13 protein-coding genes and 2 tRNA genes are annotated in these 20,123 nt (G+C 61.1%); 4 read left to right on the forward strand and 11 right to left on the reverse strand.

Annotated features, from left to right (window positions below; all coding sequences use genetic code 11):
• Window positions 1–318: 318 nt before the first annotated feature.
• Window positions 319–1,656, reverse strand: coding sequence for an N-succinylarginine dihydrolase (gene astB, locus OKC40_RS15575; RefSeq protein WP_270795876.1), 1,338 nt, complete (start codon window positions 1,654–1,656; stop codon window positions 319–321).
• 355 nt (window positions 1,657–2,011) lie between these two features.
• Here astB and topA point away from each other — a divergent pair, with 355 nt between their 5' ends.
• Window positions 2,012–4,633 (forward strand): type I DNA topoisomerase, encoded by a 2,622-nt coding sequence (gene topA, locus OKC40_RS15580; RefSeq protein ID WP_270795878.1) that lies wholly within the window; start codon window positions 2,012–2,014, stop codon window positions 4,631–4,633.
• A 95-nt stretch (window positions 4,634–4,728) separates the two neighbouring features.
• Window positions 4,729–4,893: a hypothetical protein gene (locus OKC40_RS15585; protein ID WP_162851498.1), complete on the forward strand. Its 165-nt coding sequence runs from the start codon at window positions 4,729–4,731 to the stop codon at window positions 4,891–4,893.
• Between the two features lie 16 nt (window positions 4,894–4,909).
• Here OKC40_RS15585 and OKC40_RS15590 read toward each other — a convergent pair whose 3' ends face one another.
• The 10 genes from OKC40_RS15590 to OKC40_RS15635 all read right to left on the reverse strand — a co-directional run bounded on the left by OKC40_RS15590 (window position 4,910) and on the right by OKC40_RS15635 (window position 19,663).
• Window positions 4,910–5,254 carry an MGMT family protein gene (locus OKC40_RS15590; RefSeq protein ID WP_270795879.1) on the reverse strand — a complete coding sequence of 115 codons (345 nt, stop codon included), beginning with the start codon at window positions 5,252–5,254 and terminating at the stop codon, window positions 4,910–4,912.
• Window positions 5,255–5,399: 145 nt separating this feature from the next.
• Window positions 5,400–7,265: a beta-N-acetylhexosaminidase gene (locus tag OKC40_RS15595; protein ID WP_270795881.1), complete on the reverse strand. Its 1,866-nt coding sequence runs from the start codon at window positions 7,263–7,265 to the stop codon at window positions 5,400–5,402.
• On the reverse strand, window positions 7,250–8,122 hold the full coding sequence (locus tag OKC40_RS15600; RefSeq protein WP_270795883.1) for a BadF/BadG/BcrA/BcrD ATPase family protein: 873 nt from the start codon (window positions 8,120–8,122) through the stop codon (window positions 7,250–7,252). The genes OKC40_RS15595 and OKC40_RS15600 overlap by 16 nt, the downstream gene beginning before the upstream one ends.
• Window positions 8,123–8,232: 110 nt before the next feature.
• Window positions 8,233–9,966, reverse strand: a complete 1,734-nt coding sequence (locus tag OKC40_RS15605) for a glycoside hydrolase family 9 protein (RefSeq protein WP_270795885.1) — start codon at window positions 9,964–9,966, stop codon at window positions 8,233–8,235.
• Between the two features lie 114 nt (window positions 9,967–10,080).
• Window positions 10,081–11,073, reverse strand: a complete 993-nt coding sequence (locus OKC40_RS15610) for an ABC transporter ATP-binding protein (RefSeq protein ID WP_270795887.1) — start codon at window positions 11,071–11,073, stop codon at window positions 10,081–10,083.
• An 11-nt stretch (window positions 11,074–11,084) separates the two neighbouring features.
• Window positions 11,085–12,104: an ABC transporter ATP-binding protein gene (locus OKC40_RS15615; protein WP_042658671.1), complete on the reverse strand. Its 1,020-nt coding sequence runs from the start codon at window positions 12,102–12,104 to the stop codon at window positions 11,085–11,087.
• On the reverse strand, window positions 12,101–13,021 hold the full coding sequence (locus OKC40_RS15620; protein ID WP_058052810.1) for an ABC transporter permease: 921 nt from the start codon (window positions 13,019–13,021) through the stop codon (window positions 12,101–12,103). The genes OKC40_RS15615 and OKC40_RS15620 overlap by 4 nt, the downstream gene beginning before the upstream one ends.
• A 1-nt stretch (window position 13,022) precedes the next feature.
• On the reverse strand, window positions 13,023–14,006 hold the full coding sequence (locus OKC40_RS15625; protein ID WP_033135896.1) for an ABC transporter permease: 984 nt from the start codon (window positions 14,004–14,006) through the stop codon (window positions 13,023–13,025).
• Window positions 14,007–14,124: 118 nt separating this feature from the next.
• Complete coding sequence (locus tag OKC40_RS15630) at window positions 14,125–15,810, reverse strand: ABC transporter substrate-binding protein (RefSeq protein ID WP_042061376.1); 1,686 nt, start codon at window positions 15,808–15,810, stop codon at window positions 14,125–14,127.
• A gap of 415 nt (window positions 15,811–16,225) precedes the next feature.
• Window positions 16,226–19,663 carry an ATP-binding protein gene (locus tag OKC40_RS15635; protein WP_270795889.1) on the reverse strand — a complete coding sequence of 1,146 codons (3,438 nt, stop codon included), beginning with the start codon at window positions 19,661–19,663 and terminating at the stop codon, window positions 16,226–16,228.
• 249 nt (window positions 19,664–19,912) lie between these two features.
• Between OKC40_RS15635 and OKC40_RS15640 the strand changes: the two genes are divergently transcribed.
• Window positions 19,913–19,988 (forward strand) — tRNA-Gly (locus tag OKC40_RS15640).
• A 57-nt stretch (window positions 19,989–20,045) separates the two neighbouring features.
• Window positions 20,046–20,119, forward strand: a tRNA-Cys gene (locus OKC40_RS15645).
• Window positions 20,120–20,123 lie beyond the last annotated feature (4 nt).

Here is a 20,123-nt window from a genome sequence, read left to right on the forward strand (position 1 = left end):
GGAGAAGGATTCGAACCTTCGAAGGCAGAGCCGTCAGATTTACAGTCTGATCCCTTTGGCCGCTCGGGAACCCCTCCCCAAGTGCGAGGCGCATACTATCAGATCCAGAGGCTTTGTGAACCCCTTGATGAGGCATCTGGCAGTAAAAAATGACTGTTCGTCTATTTTTTGATACATCCAGCTCAAAATTCAAGCTTATCAGCAAGTTGTGCGCTGCTTTTCTGCACAAACCAGCATTTGTGCCAGCTGGCGATCACGGTGAACACGAGGCAGATAAGAGAAGACCGCCAGTGTCGGCGGTCTTCCCGGGCATCACATCTAGCGCTGGAACGGGTAGACCGAACCCAGTTTCAGGATCTGGGTCAGCTCGTCCAGTGCGCTGCGGGACTCCTGCACCAGCGCCGGGTCGCGCAGATCGTTCAGCGCCAGGCTATCGCGGTAGTGGCGATCCACCCAGCCATCGAGGCGAGCAAACTGGCTGTCGTTGATCAGGCAAGCCGGATTGACCGCAGCGAGTTCCTGATCGTTCATGGCAACCCGCAGCCGCAGGCAGGCCGGGCCGCCGCCATTGCGCATGCTCTGTTTCACATCCATGTAATGCACCGTCTTGATCGGGGTGCCCTGCGTTAGCAGCTTGTCGAGATAGGCAGAGACCGCCGGATTGTCGCGGCACTCGGTGGGGGCGATGATCGCCATCTCGCCATTGGGCAGGGTGAGGATCTGGGTGTTGAACAGGTAGGATTTCACCGCATCCAGCACGGATACCTCGGCGGTCGGCACTTTGATAAAGTGCAGATCCCCCTCGCCAAACTTGCCGCTGATCTCGGCCAGCACCGCCTCGGTGTTGAGGAAGGCTTGTTGGTGGAAGAACAGCACGTTCTGGTTGCCCACCGCGATCACGTCGTTGTGGAATACCCCCTGATCGATCACCTCCGGGTTTTGCTGGATAAACACCACGCTCTCCTCGCCGAGGCCATGCAGGCGGGCGATGGCCTGACTCGCTTCCAGGGTCTGGCGGGCCGGGTAGCGCTTTGGCGCCGGGCGGGAGTGGTCAAAAGCGCTGCGGCCATAGACGAACAGCTCGACGCCTGCCTCGCCATAGGCACGGCACAGGCGGGTGTGGTTGGCGGCGCCCTCGTCGCCGAAGTGATCATTTTCCGGCAGATGGAGGTGGTGGCTGAAGTGGCGATCATTGTTGAACACGGCGCGCAGGATACGGCCCGTGACGTCCGGTTCCAGGGAGCGGTGAAACTTGTTGGTCAGGTTGGCGGGGGTGAAGTGAATGCGGCCATCCTGGGTATCGGCACTGGGAGAGACGGTGGCGGCGTTGGCGGTCCACATGCTGGAGGCAGAATAGCAGGCGGCCAGTACGGCGGGAGCCTGTTTGGCGGCCTGCTCTAGCACCCTGGCATCGTTGCCGGTGAAGCCGAGGCGGCGCAGGGTGGCGAGATCGGGGCGCTCTTGTGGCGCCAGCACCCCCTGGGTCATGCCAAGCTCGGTCAGCGCCTTCATCTTGCGCAGCCCCTGCTTGGTGGCCTCTTTCGGATTGGAGGCCTCCTGGGCATTGCTCTGGGAGGCAACGTTGCCGTAGGAGAGGCCGGCATAGTTGTGAGTCGGGCCGACCAGACCGTCGAAATTGACCTCGAAGTGCTTCATTGAGTACATCCTTTCGATTTTTATGATGGGTAGCGGTTCCTTCCGCGCACGATGCGTCGGGGTTGGGCCATTATAAAGAGATTTTATGTTTTTGTAACAAGCCGGTAACTAGCAGCCGTTTTTATGTCGTTTCAGATATAAAAAGAGGGGCGGTATGGCAGAAAATTGAAAAAGCGGTTGCGTCTGGCCCGTACCCTTCGCATTAATAAATAAAGAAGCAATAAAAGAAGCCGTGTGGTTCGGGCTGGTCAGGCAAATTTGCTCACAAGATTGCTTTTTCGCGCCAAATCTCTTATACAGCCCCACAAAACCGCACACCAACCCCGTCGGGTGCAATGAGGATAATAGTTACAGCATGGGCAAATCACTGGTCATAGTGGAGTCTCCGGCCAAGGCCAAGACGATCAACAAATATCTGGGCAAGGACTACGTGGTGAAATCCAGCGTGGGTCATGTTCGCGATCTGCCCACCAGCGGCAGCGCCAGCACCGAGCCCAAGAAACCTGTCATTCGCGGCATCAAGTTGAGCGAAACCGAGAAGGCTGCCAAGGATCGCAAGGCCCTGTTTGCCCGGATGGGTATCAATCCGACCGCTGGCTGGCAGGCTAACTACCAGATTTTGCCCGGCAAGGAGAAGGTGGTCAGCGAGTTGCAAAGTCTGGCCGAGAAAGCCGACACCATCTATCTCGCAACCGACTTGGATAGAGAAGGAGAGGCGATCGCCTGGCACCTGCGCGAGATCATCGGTGGCGACGACAGCCGCTACAAGCGCGTGGTGTTCAACGAGATCACCAAGAGCGCCATCAAGGAGGCGTTTGCCCAGCCGTCCGAACTCAATATTGACCGCGTCAATGCCCAGCAGGCCCGTCGTTTCCTCGACCGCGTGGTGGGTTACATGGTCTCCCCGCTCTTGTGGAAGAAGCTGGCTCGCGGTCTCTCCGCCGGTCGGGTGCAGTCCGTTGCGGTGCGCCTCATTGTCGATAAAGAGCGCGAAATCAAGGCGTTCGTACCGGTCGAGTTCTGGGATCTCAATGCCGATCTGCTGACCGGTGACAAGGCTGATCTGCGGATGGAAGTGGTCAGCCGCAACGGCGCCGACTTCAAGCCGGTGACCCAGGCCGAGACCTTCGCCGCCGTGGCTGCCCTGGAAGGGGTCGACTACAAGGTGGTGAACCGGGAAGACAAGCCGACCGGTTCCAAGCCCTCTGCACCGTTCATTACCTCCACCCTGCAGCAGGCGGCCTCTACCCGTCTGAGCTTCGGAGTCAAGAAGACCATGATGATGGCCCAGCGTCTCTATGAAGCGGGCTACATCACCTATATGCGTACCGACTCCACCAACCTCAGCAAAGAGGCGGTCGAGGCGGTGCGTGAATATATCGGCGAGCAGTATGGCGCAGCCTATCTGCCGGCCGAGCCGAACCTCTATGGTTCCAAGGCTGGTGCCCAGGAAGCGCATGAGGCGATCCGTCCCTCCAGCGTGCTGGTCACGTCCGAGATGCTGGAAGGGATGGAGCCGGATGCCATGCGTCTGTACGATCTCATCTGGCGTCAGTTCGTGGCCTGCCAGATGACCCCTGCCCAGTACGACTCTTCTACCCTGACCGTCAAGGCGGGTGAGTTCGAGCTCAAGGCCCGTGGCCGTACTCTGCGCTTCGCCGGTTGGACCAAGGCGCTGCCGCCGATGGGCCGTAAAGGTGAAGATAGCCAACTGCCTGCGGTGACCGTGGGTGAGGTACTGAAACTGGTCAAGCTGGATCCGCGCCAGCACTTCACCAAGCCGCCTGCCCGCTTTACCGAAGCGGCGCTGGTGCGCGAGCTGGAAAAGCGCGGCATCGGCCGTCCGTCTACCTATGCATCAATCATCTCCACCATCGTCGATCGCGGTTATGTACGGGTCGAGAGTCGTCGTTTCTTCGCCGAGAAGATGGGCGAGATCGTTACCGATCGTCTGGTCGAGAACTTCGTCGAGCTGATGAACTACGAGTTCACCGCCAAGATGGAAGACAAGCTCGATGGCATCGCCGAAGGAACGCTGGAGTGGAAGAAGGTGCTCGACGCCTTCTACGCCGAGTTTACCCAGGAGCTGGAGAAGGCCGACAAGGCGCCCGAAGAGGGCGGCATGCGTGCCAACCAGATGGTGATGACCGATATCGACTGCCCGGATTGCGGCCGCAAGATGGGTATTCGTACCGCCACCACCGGCGTGTTCCTCGGCTGCTCCGGCTATGCCCTGCCGCCGAAAGAGCGCTGCAAGAAGACCATCAACCTAGTCTCTGCCGACGAGTTCGTCTCCACCACTGACGGTGACGAAGCGGAAACCGAAGCGCTGCGCGCCAAGCACCGCTGCGGCGTCTGTGGCACCGCGATGGATGCCTACATCATCGACGACAGCCGCAAGCTGCACGTCTGTGGTCGCAATCCGGACTGCGATGGCTACGAAATCGAGAAGGGCCAGTTCAAGCTCAAGGGCTACGAAGGGCCGAGCATCGAGTGCGACCGTTGCGGAGCAGAGATGCAGCTCAAGAACGGCCGTTTTGGCAAGTACATGGGTTGCACCAACGACACCTGCAAAAACACCCGCAAGATCTTGAAAAACGGTGATATCGCGCCGCCGAAAGAGGATCCGGTCCCGCTGCCTGAGCTCAAGTGCACCCAGTCCGACGCCCACTTTGTGCTGCGTGACGGTGCTGCCGGTCTGTTCCTGGCGGCCAGCAACTTCCCCAAATCCCGCGAGACCCGCGCGCCGCTGGTGGAAGAGCTGCAACGCTTCAAGGATCGCATCTCCGCCAAGCACAAGTATCTGGCCGGTGCCCCGCTCACCGATCCGGACGGCAACCCCGCCATCGTGCGCTTCAGTCGCAAGACCAAGGAGCAGTACGTGATGAGCGAGGTCAACGGCAAGGCGACGGGCTGGACAGCTCACTACGATAACGGTACCTGGCAAGAGAGTTTGCCGAAGGCCAAAAAAGCGTGATGACAAAGAGGCCCCGACATGGGGCCTCTTTGCTTATGGATAGGGGTATACTGAGACAGCTGCAAGGAGTGTAGCGTTGTAACAAGGAGGTTGAGATGGAGATTAACGAGATCCGGCCGGGCATGAGCTGCATGACCCGGGAAGGGGCGGCCTATGTGCTGGAGGTTGACCGGCAGAGCCTGCTGGTGCTGCTGCAGCGCGAGGACGAGACCATACCGGTGCAGGTGCGCAGCGAAGAGATCCTGGCGCCGCTGGAGTGATCCGGCTGTGACCCCCTCAAAACGGCAGTAGAAAAAGCAGCTCGGCCAAGTCGGGCTGCCATTGCCACTCCTTCATGCTGACCCGCCCCCCGATCACCACGACCCCCTCTTGTTGCAATCGTCCCGTCTGCTTGGCAAAGCCTTGTGATCCTTTTGGTAGCGAGATGGTGCCCGCCGCGCCCAGCACCCGATGCCACGGCAGTACCTTGTCGGTTTCCCGCAGCACCTTGCCCACCAGTCTTGCCCGTCCGGGCAGCCCGGCCAGATCGGCCACCTGACCATAACTGACCACCTTGCCAGCCGGGATCAGGGCGATGATCGCCTCGATTCTTGCCACTTTTTCATGGGAAGGGTGAAACATGGATGCCTGTTGTTGCTGTGGTACGGATGGGCCATTGTGGCTTTTTGGCGTGGCCGGGAGCAAGGGGCGGGGGTGGGCGGAATAAGGTTGGGCGGGGGCTGAAATGAAAAAAGGCGGCCAAGCGGCCGCCAAAATAGAGACAACATTACCTCTGTGGCATCCGGTAGCGCACCTGCAACTGATCGAGGATCTGCAGCTGGCCCGGCAGGCGGGCGGCGAAGTGATCCCAGCCCTTGTGGGCGGGATCGCTCCAGGCCACCTCGGCCGTGGCCAGCATACGCGGGAACAACATGTAGTCGAGACGATCACGGCTGGTGATCAATTCTGACCACAAGGGGCTCAGTACCCCGAGGATGTTATCGTTGGCATGGAAATCGGTTGGCGCAGGATCGCAGGCATAGACCTGCTCCAGATTGAGGGTTCCCGCCCAATAGAGGCCGGGTTCATGAATGTCCTGGCTCCAGGCCAGATCCAGATAGAGGGACTGGGCGGGCGCCATTACCACCGGATAACCGGCTGCGGCGGCGTCCAACCCCGCCTGGAAGCTGGTCCAGGCACAGACGGCGGCGTTGCGGCTCACCTTGTCGCCGTGCAGGATCTCCTCCCAGCCGATCATCCGCTTGCCCTTGTCGGCCAGATAGTGCTGGCAGTGGCGCAGCAGATGGCCCTGCAGCTCGCGGCAGTCGGAGTAGCCCTGCTCGGTCATCAGCTGCTGGCAGGCTGGGCTGTCGGTCCAGACACCGGTCGGCACCTCGTCACCGCCCATGTGGATCTGCGGGCCAGGGAAGAGTTCACACACCTCGTCCAGCACCGTTTCAAGGAAGCGGTAGGTGCCGGGCAGGGCGGGGTTGAGCACGTTGTCGTCGAAATGCTGAACCGAGAGGTAGCGGGAGTGATCCGCCGCTTCCACCAGCAGCTCGGGCAGCGCCTTGATGGCGGCGTGACAGTGGCCCGGAATGTCGATCTCGGGAATGACGGTGATGCCGAGCTCACTGGCATAACTCACCAGCTCCTTCACCTCGCTCTGGGTGTAGTAGCCGCCATAGGGTTCGGCGCCGCCACTCAGCTGGGGGCCGATCGCCAGATCGTGGCCGCGCCAGGCGCCCACGTCAGTCAGCGCCGGGAAGGCCTTGATCTCGATCCGCCACCCCTCGTCATCGGTCAGGTGCCAGTGGAAGCGGTTGAACTTGTAGAGGCTCATCAGCTTGAGCAGGCGCTTGATGGTTGCCGGAGTATGGAAGTGGCGGGCGCAGTCGAGAAAAATGCCGCGAAAGCCGAAGCGCGGGGCATCCTCCAGCGTGACGCAGGGCAGGCTCTCGCCATGTTGCAGATACCACTGGGCCAGGGTCACCAGCCCATGACGCCAGCCCGCTTCGTCGGCGGCGGCAATCACCACCTCCTGTGGCGTGATAGTGAGCTGGTAGGCTTCGGGGGCCAGTTTGGCCTCGGTCAGCCGGATTTCGGCGTCGTGATCCTGCTCCAGTGCCAGCGACGTCAGCTCGTTGAAGTGGGCCAGTAGACCCGGTACATCGTGGGGGGCGCTGACATGGGCCCGCTCGGCCAGCCGGAAGTTCCCCTCCAGCAGCACCTGATGGGCCGGTTGCGGCACTATGCCAAGCAGGGGCTCGACTTCGGGCAGGTCGGGGCGGGTTACCGGCGGGTTCTCCAGTCCGAGATCCTGCGCCGCCAGCGTCACCGGTAGCAGCTGGGCACCGGTGGTGGCCTCCGGCAAGCTGAGGAAGAACCCCTGCGGCATGTCGGAGAGCTTCTTGATGGGGGTCTGGCGGCAGCAAAAGCGCAGCTCGCAGCTGCCCGCTTGCGGGACAATCACCTTGTAGCTGCCGCTCTGGCGCTCCAGCTCCCCTCCTTGCAGTGATTCAGGGTCGATATGGCGGGCCAGACAGAAGTGCAGCTTCCACTGGGTATCCGGCATGCGGGAGAGGGTGAAGGTGAACCAGACATCCTCGCCGTCACGTCGGGCGACCTGGGTGTGGATCAGGGGTGTAGACATGGAAAATCCTCTGATTGGGCAAACAGGATGGCGCCATCGAGCGCATCTGCCTGGGGGGGGATCAGGTTGAGCTGGCCGAGACGGGGAGCGAGGCGCGAGCCAATCCCCCCCAGCAGGGCGATCTGGCTGGCACCGAGCTGGGTCATCCCGTCCAGCAGGATCCGCAGCTGTTCGCAGGTTTCGTCCAGCAGCTGGTTGGCGAGCTCGTCGCCATCGCTGGCGGCATCGAATACCCAGGGGGCAAAGTGGCCATAGTCTGCCGGAATGGCGCGGGTGGCCCAGCGCACTACCTCGGCCTGATCCCGTTTGAAACGATCCATCAAGCGGATGGCGAGGGTGCTGGGAGGCAGAATGCCGTCGTGGCAGAGCAGGGATTGCTGGATGGCGCGCAGCCCCAGCCAGGCGCCGCTGCCTATGTCCGAAATGGGGAAGCCGCGGCCGGAACAGGTGCGAATTTGACCTGCGTGATAGATCAGCCCCACCGAGCCGGTACCGGCGATGAGGATGGCCCCCTCCCTGCCACCAAAGGCGCCGAGGCAGGCGCCGAAGGCATCGGAGGTGAGCCTGATGCTGGCAAAGGGGAAGGGCATGGCGAGCATGGCGTGATAGCAGTCGGCCAGCTCGGCGGAGGCGAGCGCCAGCCCGCCCCCCATCTGCTGTTCGCTCTCGATGCCGAGCCCAGCGGCAAGGCGGGCGCTGGCGATGGCGGCCAGCACATTGGCGTGGGCATGGGGGATGCCCAGCTCCAGATTGGAGCCAGCGGCGCGCCCCTCGCCGAGCAGCTTGCCCGCCCGATCGCGAATGCGGGCGCGGGTGTGGGTGCCCCCGCCATCGACCCCGACCCAGAACTCAATCATGGCGGCCTCCCTGCTCATTTTGATCACCCAAAGCGCTCTGCCAGCTGATGGCCAGAGCAAACCAGGCTGGCTGTATGGAGGATCCACTACTCTCCCTGCTCGAACCGATCTCAATCATGGTGCTCTCCCTGCTCATTTCGATCACTCAGGGCACTCTGCCAGCTGATGGCCAGAGCAAACCAGGCTGCGTGGGGGATCCACTGCTCGCCCCAGCGCCAGTTCTGATCCAGCCGCTCCTTGTACTCCTGCGGGATAAAGGCCACATCGTTTTCGTCATCAAACCCGGCGGTGATGCCGTTGCAGATGCCCCCCTGCGCATTGGGATACCCGGCGGTATAGGCGGGGTTGTTGATGCCGTGGCCCGCCAGCATGCAGGCGTTGAACGGGTTCTGCCCGAGGATCCAGTCGAGCTGGTGCTGGCCGTAAGTGAGCAGCGGCTGGCTCTGGCGGGGGAAGTGGCGGGCGCCAGCAAAGGCCATGGTCGCCAGCGACGCGAGGCGGGCGTTCTCCCCCTGCCACCAGTAGCCGGATTCGTTGTTATGGGGGATAAAGAAGCTGACGCGCGGCGCTTCATCCACCCCTTTCACATATTGGCGGGCGAGGGAGAAGGGATTGCCCGCCCGGGCGCAGAGCGCCAGCTCGGCGGCCAGCGCCTGCTCCACCACGGTTTGTACCCGGGCCTTGTGCTCCTGATCCGGCTCCACGTCTAAATATTCCAGCAGCGCCAGCACCGGCAAACCCGCCTCGGCGGCATGGTAGTAGGGGCGCGAGCCATCCTCGTTGGCCGACCAGTAGTGACCCAGCTCCGGATGAATGCGCTGGCGGGCGCAGAGCTTGCTGGCGCGGGCTCTCGCCTCGACCAGCCACTCGGCGCCGAAGGTGCGGGTCAGCTCCACCGCTGCCAGCAGGGCGCAGTAGTCGTCGATGATGTTTTCGACCCCGTCGTCGAGATAGGCAAGGTTGTGCTCGCACAGATGCAGGTAGCCGCGTTTGGCCGCCTCGGCGTAGCGGCTGGCATCGAAGTCGCCGCTGATACTCTCGCGGGCGGCGCGGGCCAGCGCGGCGATGGCCATGCCACCCCCCTGGCGAAAACCGGCCTGCCAGTTGGCGGACTTGATCCCCTGCTGGGTGGCATAGGCGCACAGCTCCCGCTGGGCGGGATCCTTGCTCCATTTGTCGAACAGGGTCATGTAGAAGAAGCCCGACTCATCCTGCATCCGGCAGAGGAAATCGGCGCCGTGCAGCGCCTCGTCATTGAGCCGCTTGCACAGGTTCACCCCGTCGATATCGCGGCGCGGGGCCAAGAGTTCGCGGCACTTGAGCAGGGCCCACACCACCATGGGGGTCTGCTGGGGGTTGAGGTAGTTGGCGTAGGAGAGGTGGCTCAGGTATTTGCTCATGTCGCCACTGGCATCGAACCAGCCGCCGTGCACATCTTTGTGCTGGTCGGTGCCAAACAGACGGGCGCTGCGGTCGGCCCGATCGAAGGTGCCGCTGGCGCGCTGCCCCTTGAAGTAGTGAATAACGTCGGAGAGGCAACGATTGGCCAGCAGATCCTGGCCGATGGCGAAACGGGTCGAGCGGACAATGCCTTGGGCCGTTATTGCCTCCAGCCGGTAATGGCCGGGCTCGGTGAAGGCAGAAAAGTCGGCACGCCAGTAAGCGCGGCCCTGCCAGCCGGGGACGCTGCCAGCCGGTTGCAGCGGGGTTTCAAACAGGATCTGGCCATCGTCGAGGCGTTGCAGCCTGACATAGCCGCCGAGATCATGGGCGGGGGAGGTTTGCAAGAGGGCGACCTTGTGGCCGTCGCACTCGTAGCCCACCTGATTGATCAAGAGTTCCATCAACTTCTTACTCCTGTGGTTCACCGCCGGGCGGTGAGGCACATCACGGGGCTGTGGCCGCCCCGTATCGAGGCATGGCCGGACGGGGCTGTCCGGCCGGTCTAAGGCTCACCATCACTCGTAGAGGTAGCAGCGCACGAAGTGGTTGTCGGCAAGCTTGGTGATGGCAGGCAGCGCTTTCTTGCAGCGGGGCATCGCCTGATTGCAGCGCCCGGCAAACGGGCAACCGCAGGACTCCGGCGTCCACAGCGGGATCTCCCCCTTGCGGCCACCCTCCAGCTCGGCGTGGATGCTCTTCTCCGGGTCGGGCACCGCCGAGATGAGCAGCTGGGTGTAGGGGTGCTGCGGGTGGTGCAGGATCTCGTCCACCTCGCCCCACTCCACCATGTGACCCACATACATCACCGCCAGATCTTCCGCTACATAGCGGGCGGTGGCGATGTCGTGGGTGATGTAGAGCATGGAGACCCCCAGCTCGTTCTTCATCTGCTCCATCAGGTTGAGGATGCCGATGCGAATGGAGACGTCGAGCATGGAAGTCGGCTCGTCCGCCAGCACAACTTCCGCTTCCACCGCCAGATTGCGGGCGATGTTGACCCGCTGGCGCTGACCGCCGGAGAGCTGGTGCGGATATTTGGCCGCTGTCGCCTTGGCAGGGGTCAGGCCGACTTTCTCCAGCAGGGCGTGGACCATGTCGGGCAGATCTTTCTTGTCGATCACCTTACTGTGCAGCAGCAGGGGGCGGGCGATGTGGTGATAGATGGTGTGGGTCGGGTTCAATGAACCGAACGGGTCTTGCCACACCATCTGCACGCTCTGGCGATAGTCCAGCAGGGCGGTGCCCTTGTTGAACTCCTCCAGATCGTGGCCGCGATAGAGAATGCGCCCGGCACTGAGCTTGTACATCTTGGCGATGATCTTGGCGATGGTGCTCTTGCCGGAGCCCGACTCTCCGACCACCGCCAGGGCGCGGCCCCGGTGCAGGTTGAAGGTGATGTCGGACAGTGCCCGCATCTTGCCACTCTTGATGGCATTGGAGTTGATGGGGAAGTCCTTGTAGAGGTGCTGGACTTCGATGATGGGTGCATCGGTTTTGGCGATTTGCATGACAGACATCCTTAACAGCCAGCGGCCTTGTCCAGATAGATCACGGAATCTTGTTGCCGCCCCTGCTCTTCATAGAGGTGGCAGGCGGTCTGTTGCCCGGGGCGGATCTCGGCCAACTTGGTGTACTCCTGACGGCAGCGATCGTGCACCTTGCCGCAGCGGGCCTGGAAGCGGCAGCCGACCGGCACCTCCAGCAGGTTGAGCGGGGTGCCCGGGATCCCCTCCAGCACCGTCTTCGGCCCGTGCAGGGGCGGGAAGGAGTTGCCGAGTCCCTTGGTATAGGGGTGCAGCGGCGCGGTCAGGATCGCCTTGGAGGGGGCGACTTCAATCAGTTCGCCGGCATACATGATGCCGATGCGATCGCAGAACTCCACCATCAAGGAGAGGTCGTGGGTGATGAACAGAATGGAGAAGTTGAACTTCTCTTTCAGGGCATAGACCTTCTGCAGGATCTCCCGCTGCACCACCACGTCGAGCGCCGTGGTTGGCTCATCCATGATCAAGAGCTCGGGGTTGAGCGCCATGGCGATGGCGATCACCAGCCGCTGGCGCATGCCGCCGGAGAACTGGTGCGGATAATCTTTGAGCCGACTCGGGTGGATATCGACGATGGTGAGCAGCTCCTGCGCACGCTTGATCGCCTCGTAACGGGTCATGCCGGGGTTGTGGGCCAGCAGCACGTCGCAGAACTGCTCCTCCATCCGCAGCACCGGGTTCAGGGCATTCATGGCGGACTGGAACACCACCGACACCTGTTGCCAGCGGTAGGAGCGCAGCCGCTCCTCGTTGTAGTGGAGGATGTTCTCCCCCTTGAACAGGATCTCGCCACCGCTGATGTAGGCGGGTGGCTTGTGCAGCCGGGCGACCGAGAAGGCGACGGTGGACTTGCCGCAGCCCGACTCGCCGGCGAGGCCGAACACCTCACCCTGTCTGATATCGAAGCTGACCGAGTTGACGGCGCGCACGTCGCCATTTTCGGTGATGTAGTCGACGCAAAGATTGCGTACTGACAGCAGGGGATGCTTGTTCATGCTGTCTTCTCCTGTGCGGCAGAGAGCGGTGTGGCGACCGGTGTGGCCAGTTTCTTCCAGCGGTTGAGCCCTTTGTGGGAGCGCAGCTGCGGGTTGGCGATCTCGTCGATGGCGAAGTTGAGCAGGGCCAGACCGGCACCCAGGGTGGCGATGGCGAAGCAGGGGGCCAGCACTTCCCACCAGGCGCCGATCAGGATGGCACTGGAGGTCTGGGCGTTGTAGAGCATGATGCCCCAGCTCACCACGGTCGGGTCACCGAGCCCGAGGAACTCCAGAGTCGCTTCGGTGACGATGGCGTAGATGATGGAGCCGATGAAGCTCACCCCGATGATGGAGATGAGGTTGGGCAGGATCTCCACCAGAATGATGCGCCAGGCCGGCTCGCCCAGCACTTCGGCGGCGATGACGAACTCTTTCTCCCGCAGTGCCAGGGTCTGGGCGCGGATCACCCGCGCGCCATAGGCCCACGAGGTCAACCCTATTATCACGGCAATCACCGTCGGCGACGCCTCCCCGATAAAGCTCGCCAGTACCAGTAGCAAGGGGAGGTTGGGGATCACCAGCACCACGTTCATCAGGAAGGTGAGGCACTCATCAATCAGACCGCCGAAATAACCGGCGGTGATGCCGATGGCAACGGCCAGGGTGCAGACCAGCAGGCCTGCGCTGAAGCCCACCAGCAGCGAGATACGGGCGCCATTGGTGAACTGGGACCAGATGTCGTGGCCCATGCGGGTGGACCCCATCACGAACTCGGTGCTGGGCGGCTGGTGCGGGCGAGCCACCCGTTTGGTCGGCTCGTTACTGGCCAGAATGGGGGCAAAGATGGCCATCAGTACGAAGGCAACCACGATGGCGAGGCCGCAGGCGGCTTTGCGGTTGCCCAGTAATATTTTGAGGATGGTGGGCATTTGCATCTTATTTGCCTCCTGTACGCAGACGGGGATCCAGGAAGACGTAGAGCACGTCGGCCAGGAAGTTGAAGCTGAGCATGGTGATGGTCATGATGAGCAGCTGCCCCTGAATGAGCGGGTAGTCGCGCGCCAGAATGCCCTGATAGAGGGTCAGGCCCAGCCCCGGGTAGTTGAAGATCACCTCGGTGATGAGGGAGCCACCGATGACGAAGCCGAGCGCCATGGAGAGGGCGGTGACGCTGGGCAGAATGGCGTTGCGGGCGCCGTAGTTGAAGATCACCCGGTTGCTGGAGAGTCCCTTGGCCTTGGCCATGGTGATGTAATCCTCACCGAGCAGGTTGATCATGTTGTTGCGCATGGTGATGAGAAAGCCCCCCACCTGCACGATGGCCAGGGTCAGCACCGGCATGATGGCGTGGGTCATGATGCTCTTGATGTGCTCCCAGCCCCAGTCTGCCGGAATTTCCGGACTGTAGGCGTAGCCGATGGGCAGCCACTCGAGGCTGACCCCGAACAGGAACAGGGCGAGCAGGGAGACCACCACTGGCGGAATGGCCTGCATCACCAGGGTGAGCGGGGAGAGAATGCTGTCCATCCGGCCGCCGCGATACCAGGCGGCGAAGATGCCGACGATGGAACCGATGGAGAAGCTCAGGATGGTGGAGGTGCCGACCAGAAACAGGGTCCAGCCGATGGCTCGGCCCAGCACGTCAGAGACCTGCTGCGGGTAGAAGCGCACCGAGGTGCCGAGATCCCAGGTGAAGACACTCTTCACATAGGTGAGAAATTGGGTGCCGATGGGGCCGTCAACAAAACCGAAGGTGGCTTTGAGCGCTTCCAGGGCGGCGGGTTCCATCATGGCGCCAGCACGGGCAAACATAACAGATACGGGGTCGCCAGGCATGGCACGAGGTAACAGGAAGTTGATGGTGGCGGCTACCAGAAAGGCAACCAGGTAGAAGGAAAAGCGTCTCAGTATGAATCCCATGATGGTACCTTTTACTGCAAGCCTGCCCCGCGTCGGGTATAGCTACCCCAACCCCGGCAGAACCGGGCAAGAAGGGGATTAACGGGGAAGATGGCCCCCCGCAGGGGGCCGGGATTGTTTAGCTGTTTGGCTTGAGGGACAACACGTGCAGCAGACGCTCAGGGGTGTCCGGGTGGAGCTGAGGTTTGGCTACCGGGTTATCAGCACTGAACCAGCCGTTGAAGCGCTTGGTGCTGTACTCATACCAGGTCGGGTTGTTGAAGACCGGAATGATGGTCTGGTTGGCACCAACACGATCCTGGATGGCGAACATGATCTCCTTCTGCTTGGCCGCATCGGCGGTCTGGGTGAAGTCATCGATCAGCTTGTCGAGCTCGGGGTCCTTGTAACGGGGCGCGGCGAAGCGGTTGCCACGGTCACCCATGTTGCGGGAGTGGAACGCGGTCTCGAAGTACTTGTGCGGGTTGGCACCGGCAAAGTAGCCCTGCAGCGCCACATCAAAGTCGCCAGTGATGAGGTTCTCGGTCCAGACAGTCGCTTCCGGGGTAGCGGTCTTGGCGTTCAGGCCCAGCGCCTGCAGCCCTTCTACACCGATCTGTACGGTGTTGACCCAGTCGGTCCAGCCGTTCGGCACCAGTACCTTGAACTCGATCTTTTTGCAGCTCGGAGTGTCGAGGAACTTGTCGCCGTCACAATCCTTGTAGCCTGCCTCTTTCAGCAGTGCCTTGGCTCCTTCCAGATCGAACTTGTTGTACTTGCCGTACTTCTTGTCCACTTCCGGGTTGTTCCAGGAGTCAAAGGCTTTGCCCAGACCTGACGGGTACTCGTTGACGGTGGGGTAGCCGTAGCCCGCGATATCCACCATGGACTGACGGTCCATCGCCATGGAGAAGGCGCGACGGAAGTTGATGTCGTTGAAGGCTTCGTGGTTGCCCGGGTTCTTGGTCTGGAAGTTGACGTTGAACGCCACGGTACCGGAGGCCGGGAACCAGTATTTGTTGTTCTTCGGATCGTTGCCGACGTAGAGGCGCTCGATGTCCGGCACGAAGGAGCCGAACCAGTCGATGTCACCCTTCATGACAGCAGCCAGCACCTGGTCGTTGGTGGCCATCTGCGGCATGCGCAGACAGTCGATGGCGAGGTTGGCGTTATCCCAGTAGTGCGGGTTGCGGCACTGGGTATAGAGCTGGGCGGAGAAGTTGTCCACTTCGGTGAAGGGGCCAGTACCGACCGGCTTGTCGTTGGTGAAGGCAACCGGATCTTTCACCGATTTCCACTGGTGCTCCGGCACGATAGGTACCAGCACCAGATCATTCACCACGTTGGTGTTGACCTCGGTCAGGTCGAATTTGACCTTGTTGGGGGCCAGCTTCTCGACGCTCTTGATCTGGGTCCAGATTGAGCGCTCATCCAGCGCCTTGTTGGCCTTGACCAGATTGAAGGAGAAGATGATGTCATCGGCATCAAAGGCTTCGCCGTCAGACCACTTCACGCCGTCACGCAGATCGAAGGTGACGGATTTCAGGTCATCGCTGAACGCATAGTTGGTGGCCAGACGATAGACGGGTTTGCCCCCTTGCATATCGTTGAAGATCACCAGCGGTTCATAGATGAAGTGACGGGTGGTGTGCAGCAAGCCCGCTTGCAGGAAGGGGTTGAAGTTCTTGACCCACGCGGTTTCCTGTTGTGCGACCATGGTCAGCACGGTTTTGTTTTCTGCAGCCATGGCGTTGCCGGCGGCGCCGGCGAGCATCATGGTGCCCAGCATTACAGCAGTAGAGATTTTGGATACTTTGGCAAGCATATGTTTTCCTTTCTTATTTTTTTGGCATTCCCGAGGGGTCGCCTTGTTTTGTGTGAGCACCGACTTCGCATGCTGATGAAATCGGCCCTCTGTGTTGGTCAGGTGTCTAACCTTTGTCATTCTGTTTTCCAACGTCCCTAGCAAACCAGAATTAACAGGAAAACAACAACTATTGATTTCGTCGTTTTCGTAAAAATTGACGGCGTCACGTCAATCTCGTCAAAATGAATTTTTATCTGTTTAAAATCATTGGTTTGCGTTATTTGTTTTCGTGCAAAAAGTGGCTGTGAAAATGGCGTATATGACAAAATTGTGAATTGGATCGGCTCTCGATTTCGGGGTTGTGCGGGGCTTTGTTTTGCGCAAAAAGAAACCAGATTGCCAATCGTGATCCGGCGCCCGTTTAGGGCGCGGGTCACGGCTTGCGGTTGGCGAGTTGACGCAGGGTCTGGGCGCTGTGTTGCAACTGCTGGCGCTGGTGGTCATTGAGCGGGCAGTGGCCCAGCACATACTCGGTAGTGGCCACCACCGTCTTCCAGCGCGGCGACTTGGGCAGGGTATCCAGACTCAGATACTTGTCGAGGGTGCGGGTCTGCGGGCTGGATCTGTCCATATAGACCCGCCACAGCTTGCTCTTCTCCGCCAGCACGATTTTGCCCTTGCCGGTGCCCTGCTGCCAGGCATCCAGGGTGAGCTGCATGGTCTCGACCAGCGCCCGGCGCAGCGGCTCGTCATCCTGCTGGCGTATAAGGTCATCGGCCAGCGAGCGGAACTCGCCGCCCAGGCGGCTCAGCTCGCCCAGCAGCTGCTCATCCTCGATGATGGCTTGCCGCGAGAGGTTCTTGAGGGCGTTCTCCAGTGCCATCACCCGGTTTTCGTCCTGACGCTGTTCGGTACTCAGGGTGAGGGCGAAGGCGGCCTCTCCCCCCAGTGCGATGGGCAGGGCATGAGCGTTGAGCACGTCCTTCTGCCCGGCCACCAGAAACTCCAGATTATGTTCCCGCTCGCTGGCAAGGTCGGGCCACTGCTGTTGCAGCGGGGTGGCGAGCCACTCATTGAGGGGTTGCCCCTCCATGGCTTCCGGATCCTGTCCCAGCAGGCGCGCCATCACCCGCGAGGCAAACAGCACTGTGCCCTGCTCGTCAATGAAGATCATCGGGTCGGCCCCTTCACCGAGCAGGGCCAGCAGCCGCTGCTGATCCTGATGCAGCCGATCCTGCAGGGTGAGGCGATGTTCGATCTCCTGCTTCAGCAGCCGGTTTTCCACCAGTGAGGCGCGTCCGGCCTTGGCCTCCAGCAGCGCCTTGACCCGGGCAAACAGTTCCTCCTTGCAGAAGGGTTTGACCAGATAGTCGTTGGCTCCGGCCCCGAAGCCCTCCTCGATATCCTTGGGCTGGTTGAGGGCGGTGAGCAGCAGCACCGGCAGCATCTCTTTCGGGTGCTGCTGGCGCAGGCGGCGGCAGACGTCAAAACCGGAGAGGGTCGGCATCATCACGTCCAGCAGGATGAGATCCACCGGCTCCTCGGCCAGCTTGGCCAGCGCATCGTGGCCGTCGCTGCTGGGCAGGATGCGGTAGCCGCAGGGCTGCAGCAGATGGCGCAGGATGTGCAGATTGATGGGCTCGTCATCCACCACCAGAATGAGCGGCGCACCCTCGGGGGGAGGGGGCAGATCGTCGCTCTCCCAGTCCGGCAGGATCAGCGGTTGCTGGCGCACCAGCTGATGCTCGATCTGGCGGCTGTCGAAGGTCAGATTGGCCGCTTTGCCGGTGGCAAGGGGCAGGGTAAAGGCGAAGGTGGAGCCAACGCTCGGCTCGCTCTCGACAAACAGCTCGCCCCCCATCAGGTGTACCAGCTGGCGGGTGATGGAGAGGCCAAGGCCCGCCCCCTGCTTGCTCACCTCCGGGCTCATCTGCACCAGCGGCTCGAAGATATGTTCCAGATGGTCGGGGGCGATGCCGATGCCGGTGTCGGTGACCTTGATACGCAGGAAGTTGTTCTCGACGATGGCACTGAGCACCACCTTGCCCTGCGGCGTGTATTTGATGGCGTTGCCCACCAGGTTATAGAGCACCTGTTCGAGCCGCTGCTCGTCGGCCAGCACCGGCGGCAGTTCGGCTGGGCTGATATCCACCAAGGTGAGAGGCTTGGCCTGCACCAGATGCTGGCAGAGATCCAGCACCAGCCGGATCACTCCTTTGGATGAGACGGGCTGGGGGTGGATCTCCAGCTGGCCGTAGCGCATCTGGTGGTAGTCGAGCAGATCGTCCACCAGACGGGCCAGGCCATCGGCGCTCTTGATGATGAGGCCGAGCTGCTTTTGCTGTCCTTCGGTCAAGTCCTGCTGGCTGGCGAGCATCGACTCCGCCATCCCCTTGATGCCGTGAATGGGGGTGCGCAGCTCGTGGGAGGTGTTGGCCAGCAGTTCATCCTTGAGCTTGTCCGCCTGTTGCAGGCTGAGGTTCTGCTTGTGGGTCAGCTTGACCTGCTGTTGCAGCTCCTGGGTCTGCTGCTCGATCAGTTCGATTTTGTCCTTCACCGAGCGCTGCATATGACGAAACGCCTCGGCTAGCCGGTCGATATCATCGCCGGTGCGCTCGATGGCGATGGGGTGATCCAGTGCGCCGTCGGCCACCTGCTCGGCCGCTTCGGTAAGCGATCGCAGCGGCGCCGTGATGGAGTGGGAGAGCCAGCGGGAGAAGAGGATCAGCAGCAGCACCGAGCCCGCCCCCAGCACTATCACCAGGGTTTCCAGCTGGCGGATCGGGGCATAGGCTTCCCGGGTGGAGATCTCGGCGATAAAGGCCCACTCGGTATCGAACACCTTCACCTGGGTGTAGGCGGCCAGCACCTCGTCATCCTGATAGGAGTAGAATAGCCCGACCCCCTGCTCGCCGGAGAGGGTCTTGGTGATGAGGGGCGTTTGCAGCGGCCGGAAGTTGGGGCTGAAGCTGTTCTCGACGCTGAACTCCGGCGCCAGCCAGGCATCGGCGCGCATCCGCTTGTCAGGGCCGATCAGGATGGTCTCGCCGGTCTCGCCCAGCCCCTCCCGCTCTGCCATGATCTGGTTGAGCTTGTCCGGCAGCAGCTCGAAAATCACCACCCCGCGCACATAGTCGTACTGCATCACGGGCGCCGCCATGTAGGCGACCACCTGCCCGGTCAGCTCGTTGCGGCCAAAATCGGTGAACTCGAAGATCTGCTGCGGCTTCTGGCCACCATCGAGGCGGCGTTTGATCTTGGCGAAAGTCTGGCCCAAGCCGCTGCCCTGATAGGGGCCGGAGAGCAGATTGGTGGCAAAGTTGGGGTGTTTGGTGACCGAATAGACCACATCACCGTTGAGGTCCACCAGAAAGATGTCGCTGTAGTTGGACTTGCGCACCATGTCGGCATAGCCGCGATGAAAGCGCTGGTGCACCCGGCCATACATCTCGTCGGCGAGGATCAGGGCACTGATGGAGGGCTCGATCTCCACCTGGCTGTCCGGTTTGCGCAGTTGATCCCAGGTGCCTGGCAGATAACGGGCCTGGGCGCGGCTGCGGGCCTCCTGCGGCGTGGTGCCCAGTTTCTCGAAGGCACCGGTAAAGCCATAGAAACGGCCGATACTGTTGCCGGCGAAATCCTGCTGGGAGAAGTTGATGATTTGCTCTTTGAGGTTGTTGAAGTAATCCTCGAGCTGACTCTTCTTGATATTACGGACGGAGACCAGATGGTTGGAGGTCTGGGTGGTGAGATCCTTGCCGTGGCTGTAGAGGAAGAAGAGGGTGATGACCAAAAATGGCACCATCCCCAACATGAAAAAAGCCAGCATTAGCTGCGGCCTGAGTCCACGAAGCTTGAAGATCCATTTCATCTTGTGATTTTCAATTGAGAATCCGGTTATTAAGCCGCTCAAGTCTCGAACGAAAGCGTAATCATTTCAACGACTTTATCCCAAATTCGCTTGGTGGGTCACAGCGGGATGGAGAAAATTGCAGCAAGCCGTCTAAACCCTGAGCAAACAGTCTGCGTCAGGGCTTAAATTGCGAAAAAGGGGTTGTGCTGGCGCTCGTGGTACGTATAATGCGCCTCGTTGTCAGGCAACTGGCACGAAAGCAGTAACGCGGGAATAGCTCAGTTGGTAGAGCACGACCTTGCCAAGGTCGGGGTCGCGAGTTCGAGTCTCGTTTCCCGCTCCAAATTTCCATCGCACCAACGATGGAACTCACTTTCAAGACAATCAGTCTTGTCAGCATGGCGCGTTAGCAAAGCGGTTATGCAGCGGATTGCAAATCCGTTTAGTCCGGTTCGACTCCGGAACGTGCCTCCATCTT

Origin of the sequence: Aeromonas sp. QDB11 (assembly GCF_027705265.1) — a bacterium.
GTDB lineage: Bacteria > Pseudomonadota > Gammaproteobacteria > Enterobacterales > Aeromonadaceae > Aeromonas > Aeromonas allosaccharophila.

What these genes read in the sequence shown, in the direction of transcription:
- astB (WP_270795876.1), bottom strand. Translation starts at nt 1,656, where the DNA reads ATGAAGCACTTCGAGGTCAATTTCGACGGTCTGGTCGGCCCGACTCAC.
- topA (WP_270795878.1), top strand. Translation starts at nt 2,012, where the DNA reads ATGGGCAAATCACTGGTCATAGTGGAGTCTCCGGCCAAGGCCAAGACG.
- OKC40_RS15585 (WP_162851498.1), top strand. Translation starts at nt 4,729, where the DNA reads ATGGAGATTAACGAGATCCGGCCGGGCATGAGCTGCATGACCCGGGAA.
- OKC40_RS15590 (WP_270795879.1), bottom strand. Translation starts at nt 5,254, where the DNA reads ATGTTTCACCCTTCCCATGAAAAAGTGGCAAGAATCGAGGCGATCATC.
- OKC40_RS15595 (WP_270795881.1), bottom strand. Translation starts at nt 7,265, where the DNA reads ATGTCTACACCCCTGATCCACACCCAGGTCGCCCGACGTGACGGCGAG.
- OKC40_RS15600 (WP_270795883.1), bottom strand. Translation starts at nt 8,122, where the DNA reads ATGATTGAGTTCTGGGTCGGGGTCGATGGCGGGGGCACCCACACCCGC.
- OKC40_RS15605 (WP_270795885.1), bottom strand. Translation starts at nt 9,966, where the DNA reads ATGGAACTCTTGATCAATCAGGTGGGCTACGAGTGCGACGGCCACAAG.
- OKC40_RS15610 (WP_270795887.1), bottom strand. Translation starts at nt 11,073, where the DNA reads ATGCAAATCGCCAAAACCGATGCACCCATCATCGAAGTCCAGCACCTC.
- OKC40_RS15615 (WP_042658671.1), bottom strand. Translation starts at nt 12,104, where the DNA reads ATGAACAAGCATCCCCTGCTGTCAGTACGCAATCTTTGCGTCGACTAC.
- OKC40_RS15620 (WP_058052810.1), bottom strand. Translation starts at nt 13,021, where the DNA reads ATGCAAATGCCCACCATCCTCAAAATATTACTGGGCAACCGCAAAGCC.
- OKC40_RS15625 (WP_033135896.1), bottom strand. Translation starts at nt 14,006, where the DNA reads ATGGGATTCATACTGAGACGCTTTTCCTTCTACCTGGTTGCCTTTCTG.
- OKC40_RS15630 (WP_042061376.1), bottom strand. Translation starts at nt 15,810, where the DNA reads ATGCTTGCCAAAGTATCCAAAATCTCTACTGCTGTAATGCTGGGCACC.
- OKC40_RS15635 (WP_270795889.1), bottom strand. Translation starts at nt 19,663, where the DNA reads ATGAAATGGATCTTCAAGCTTCGTGGACTCAGGCCGCAGCTAATGCTG.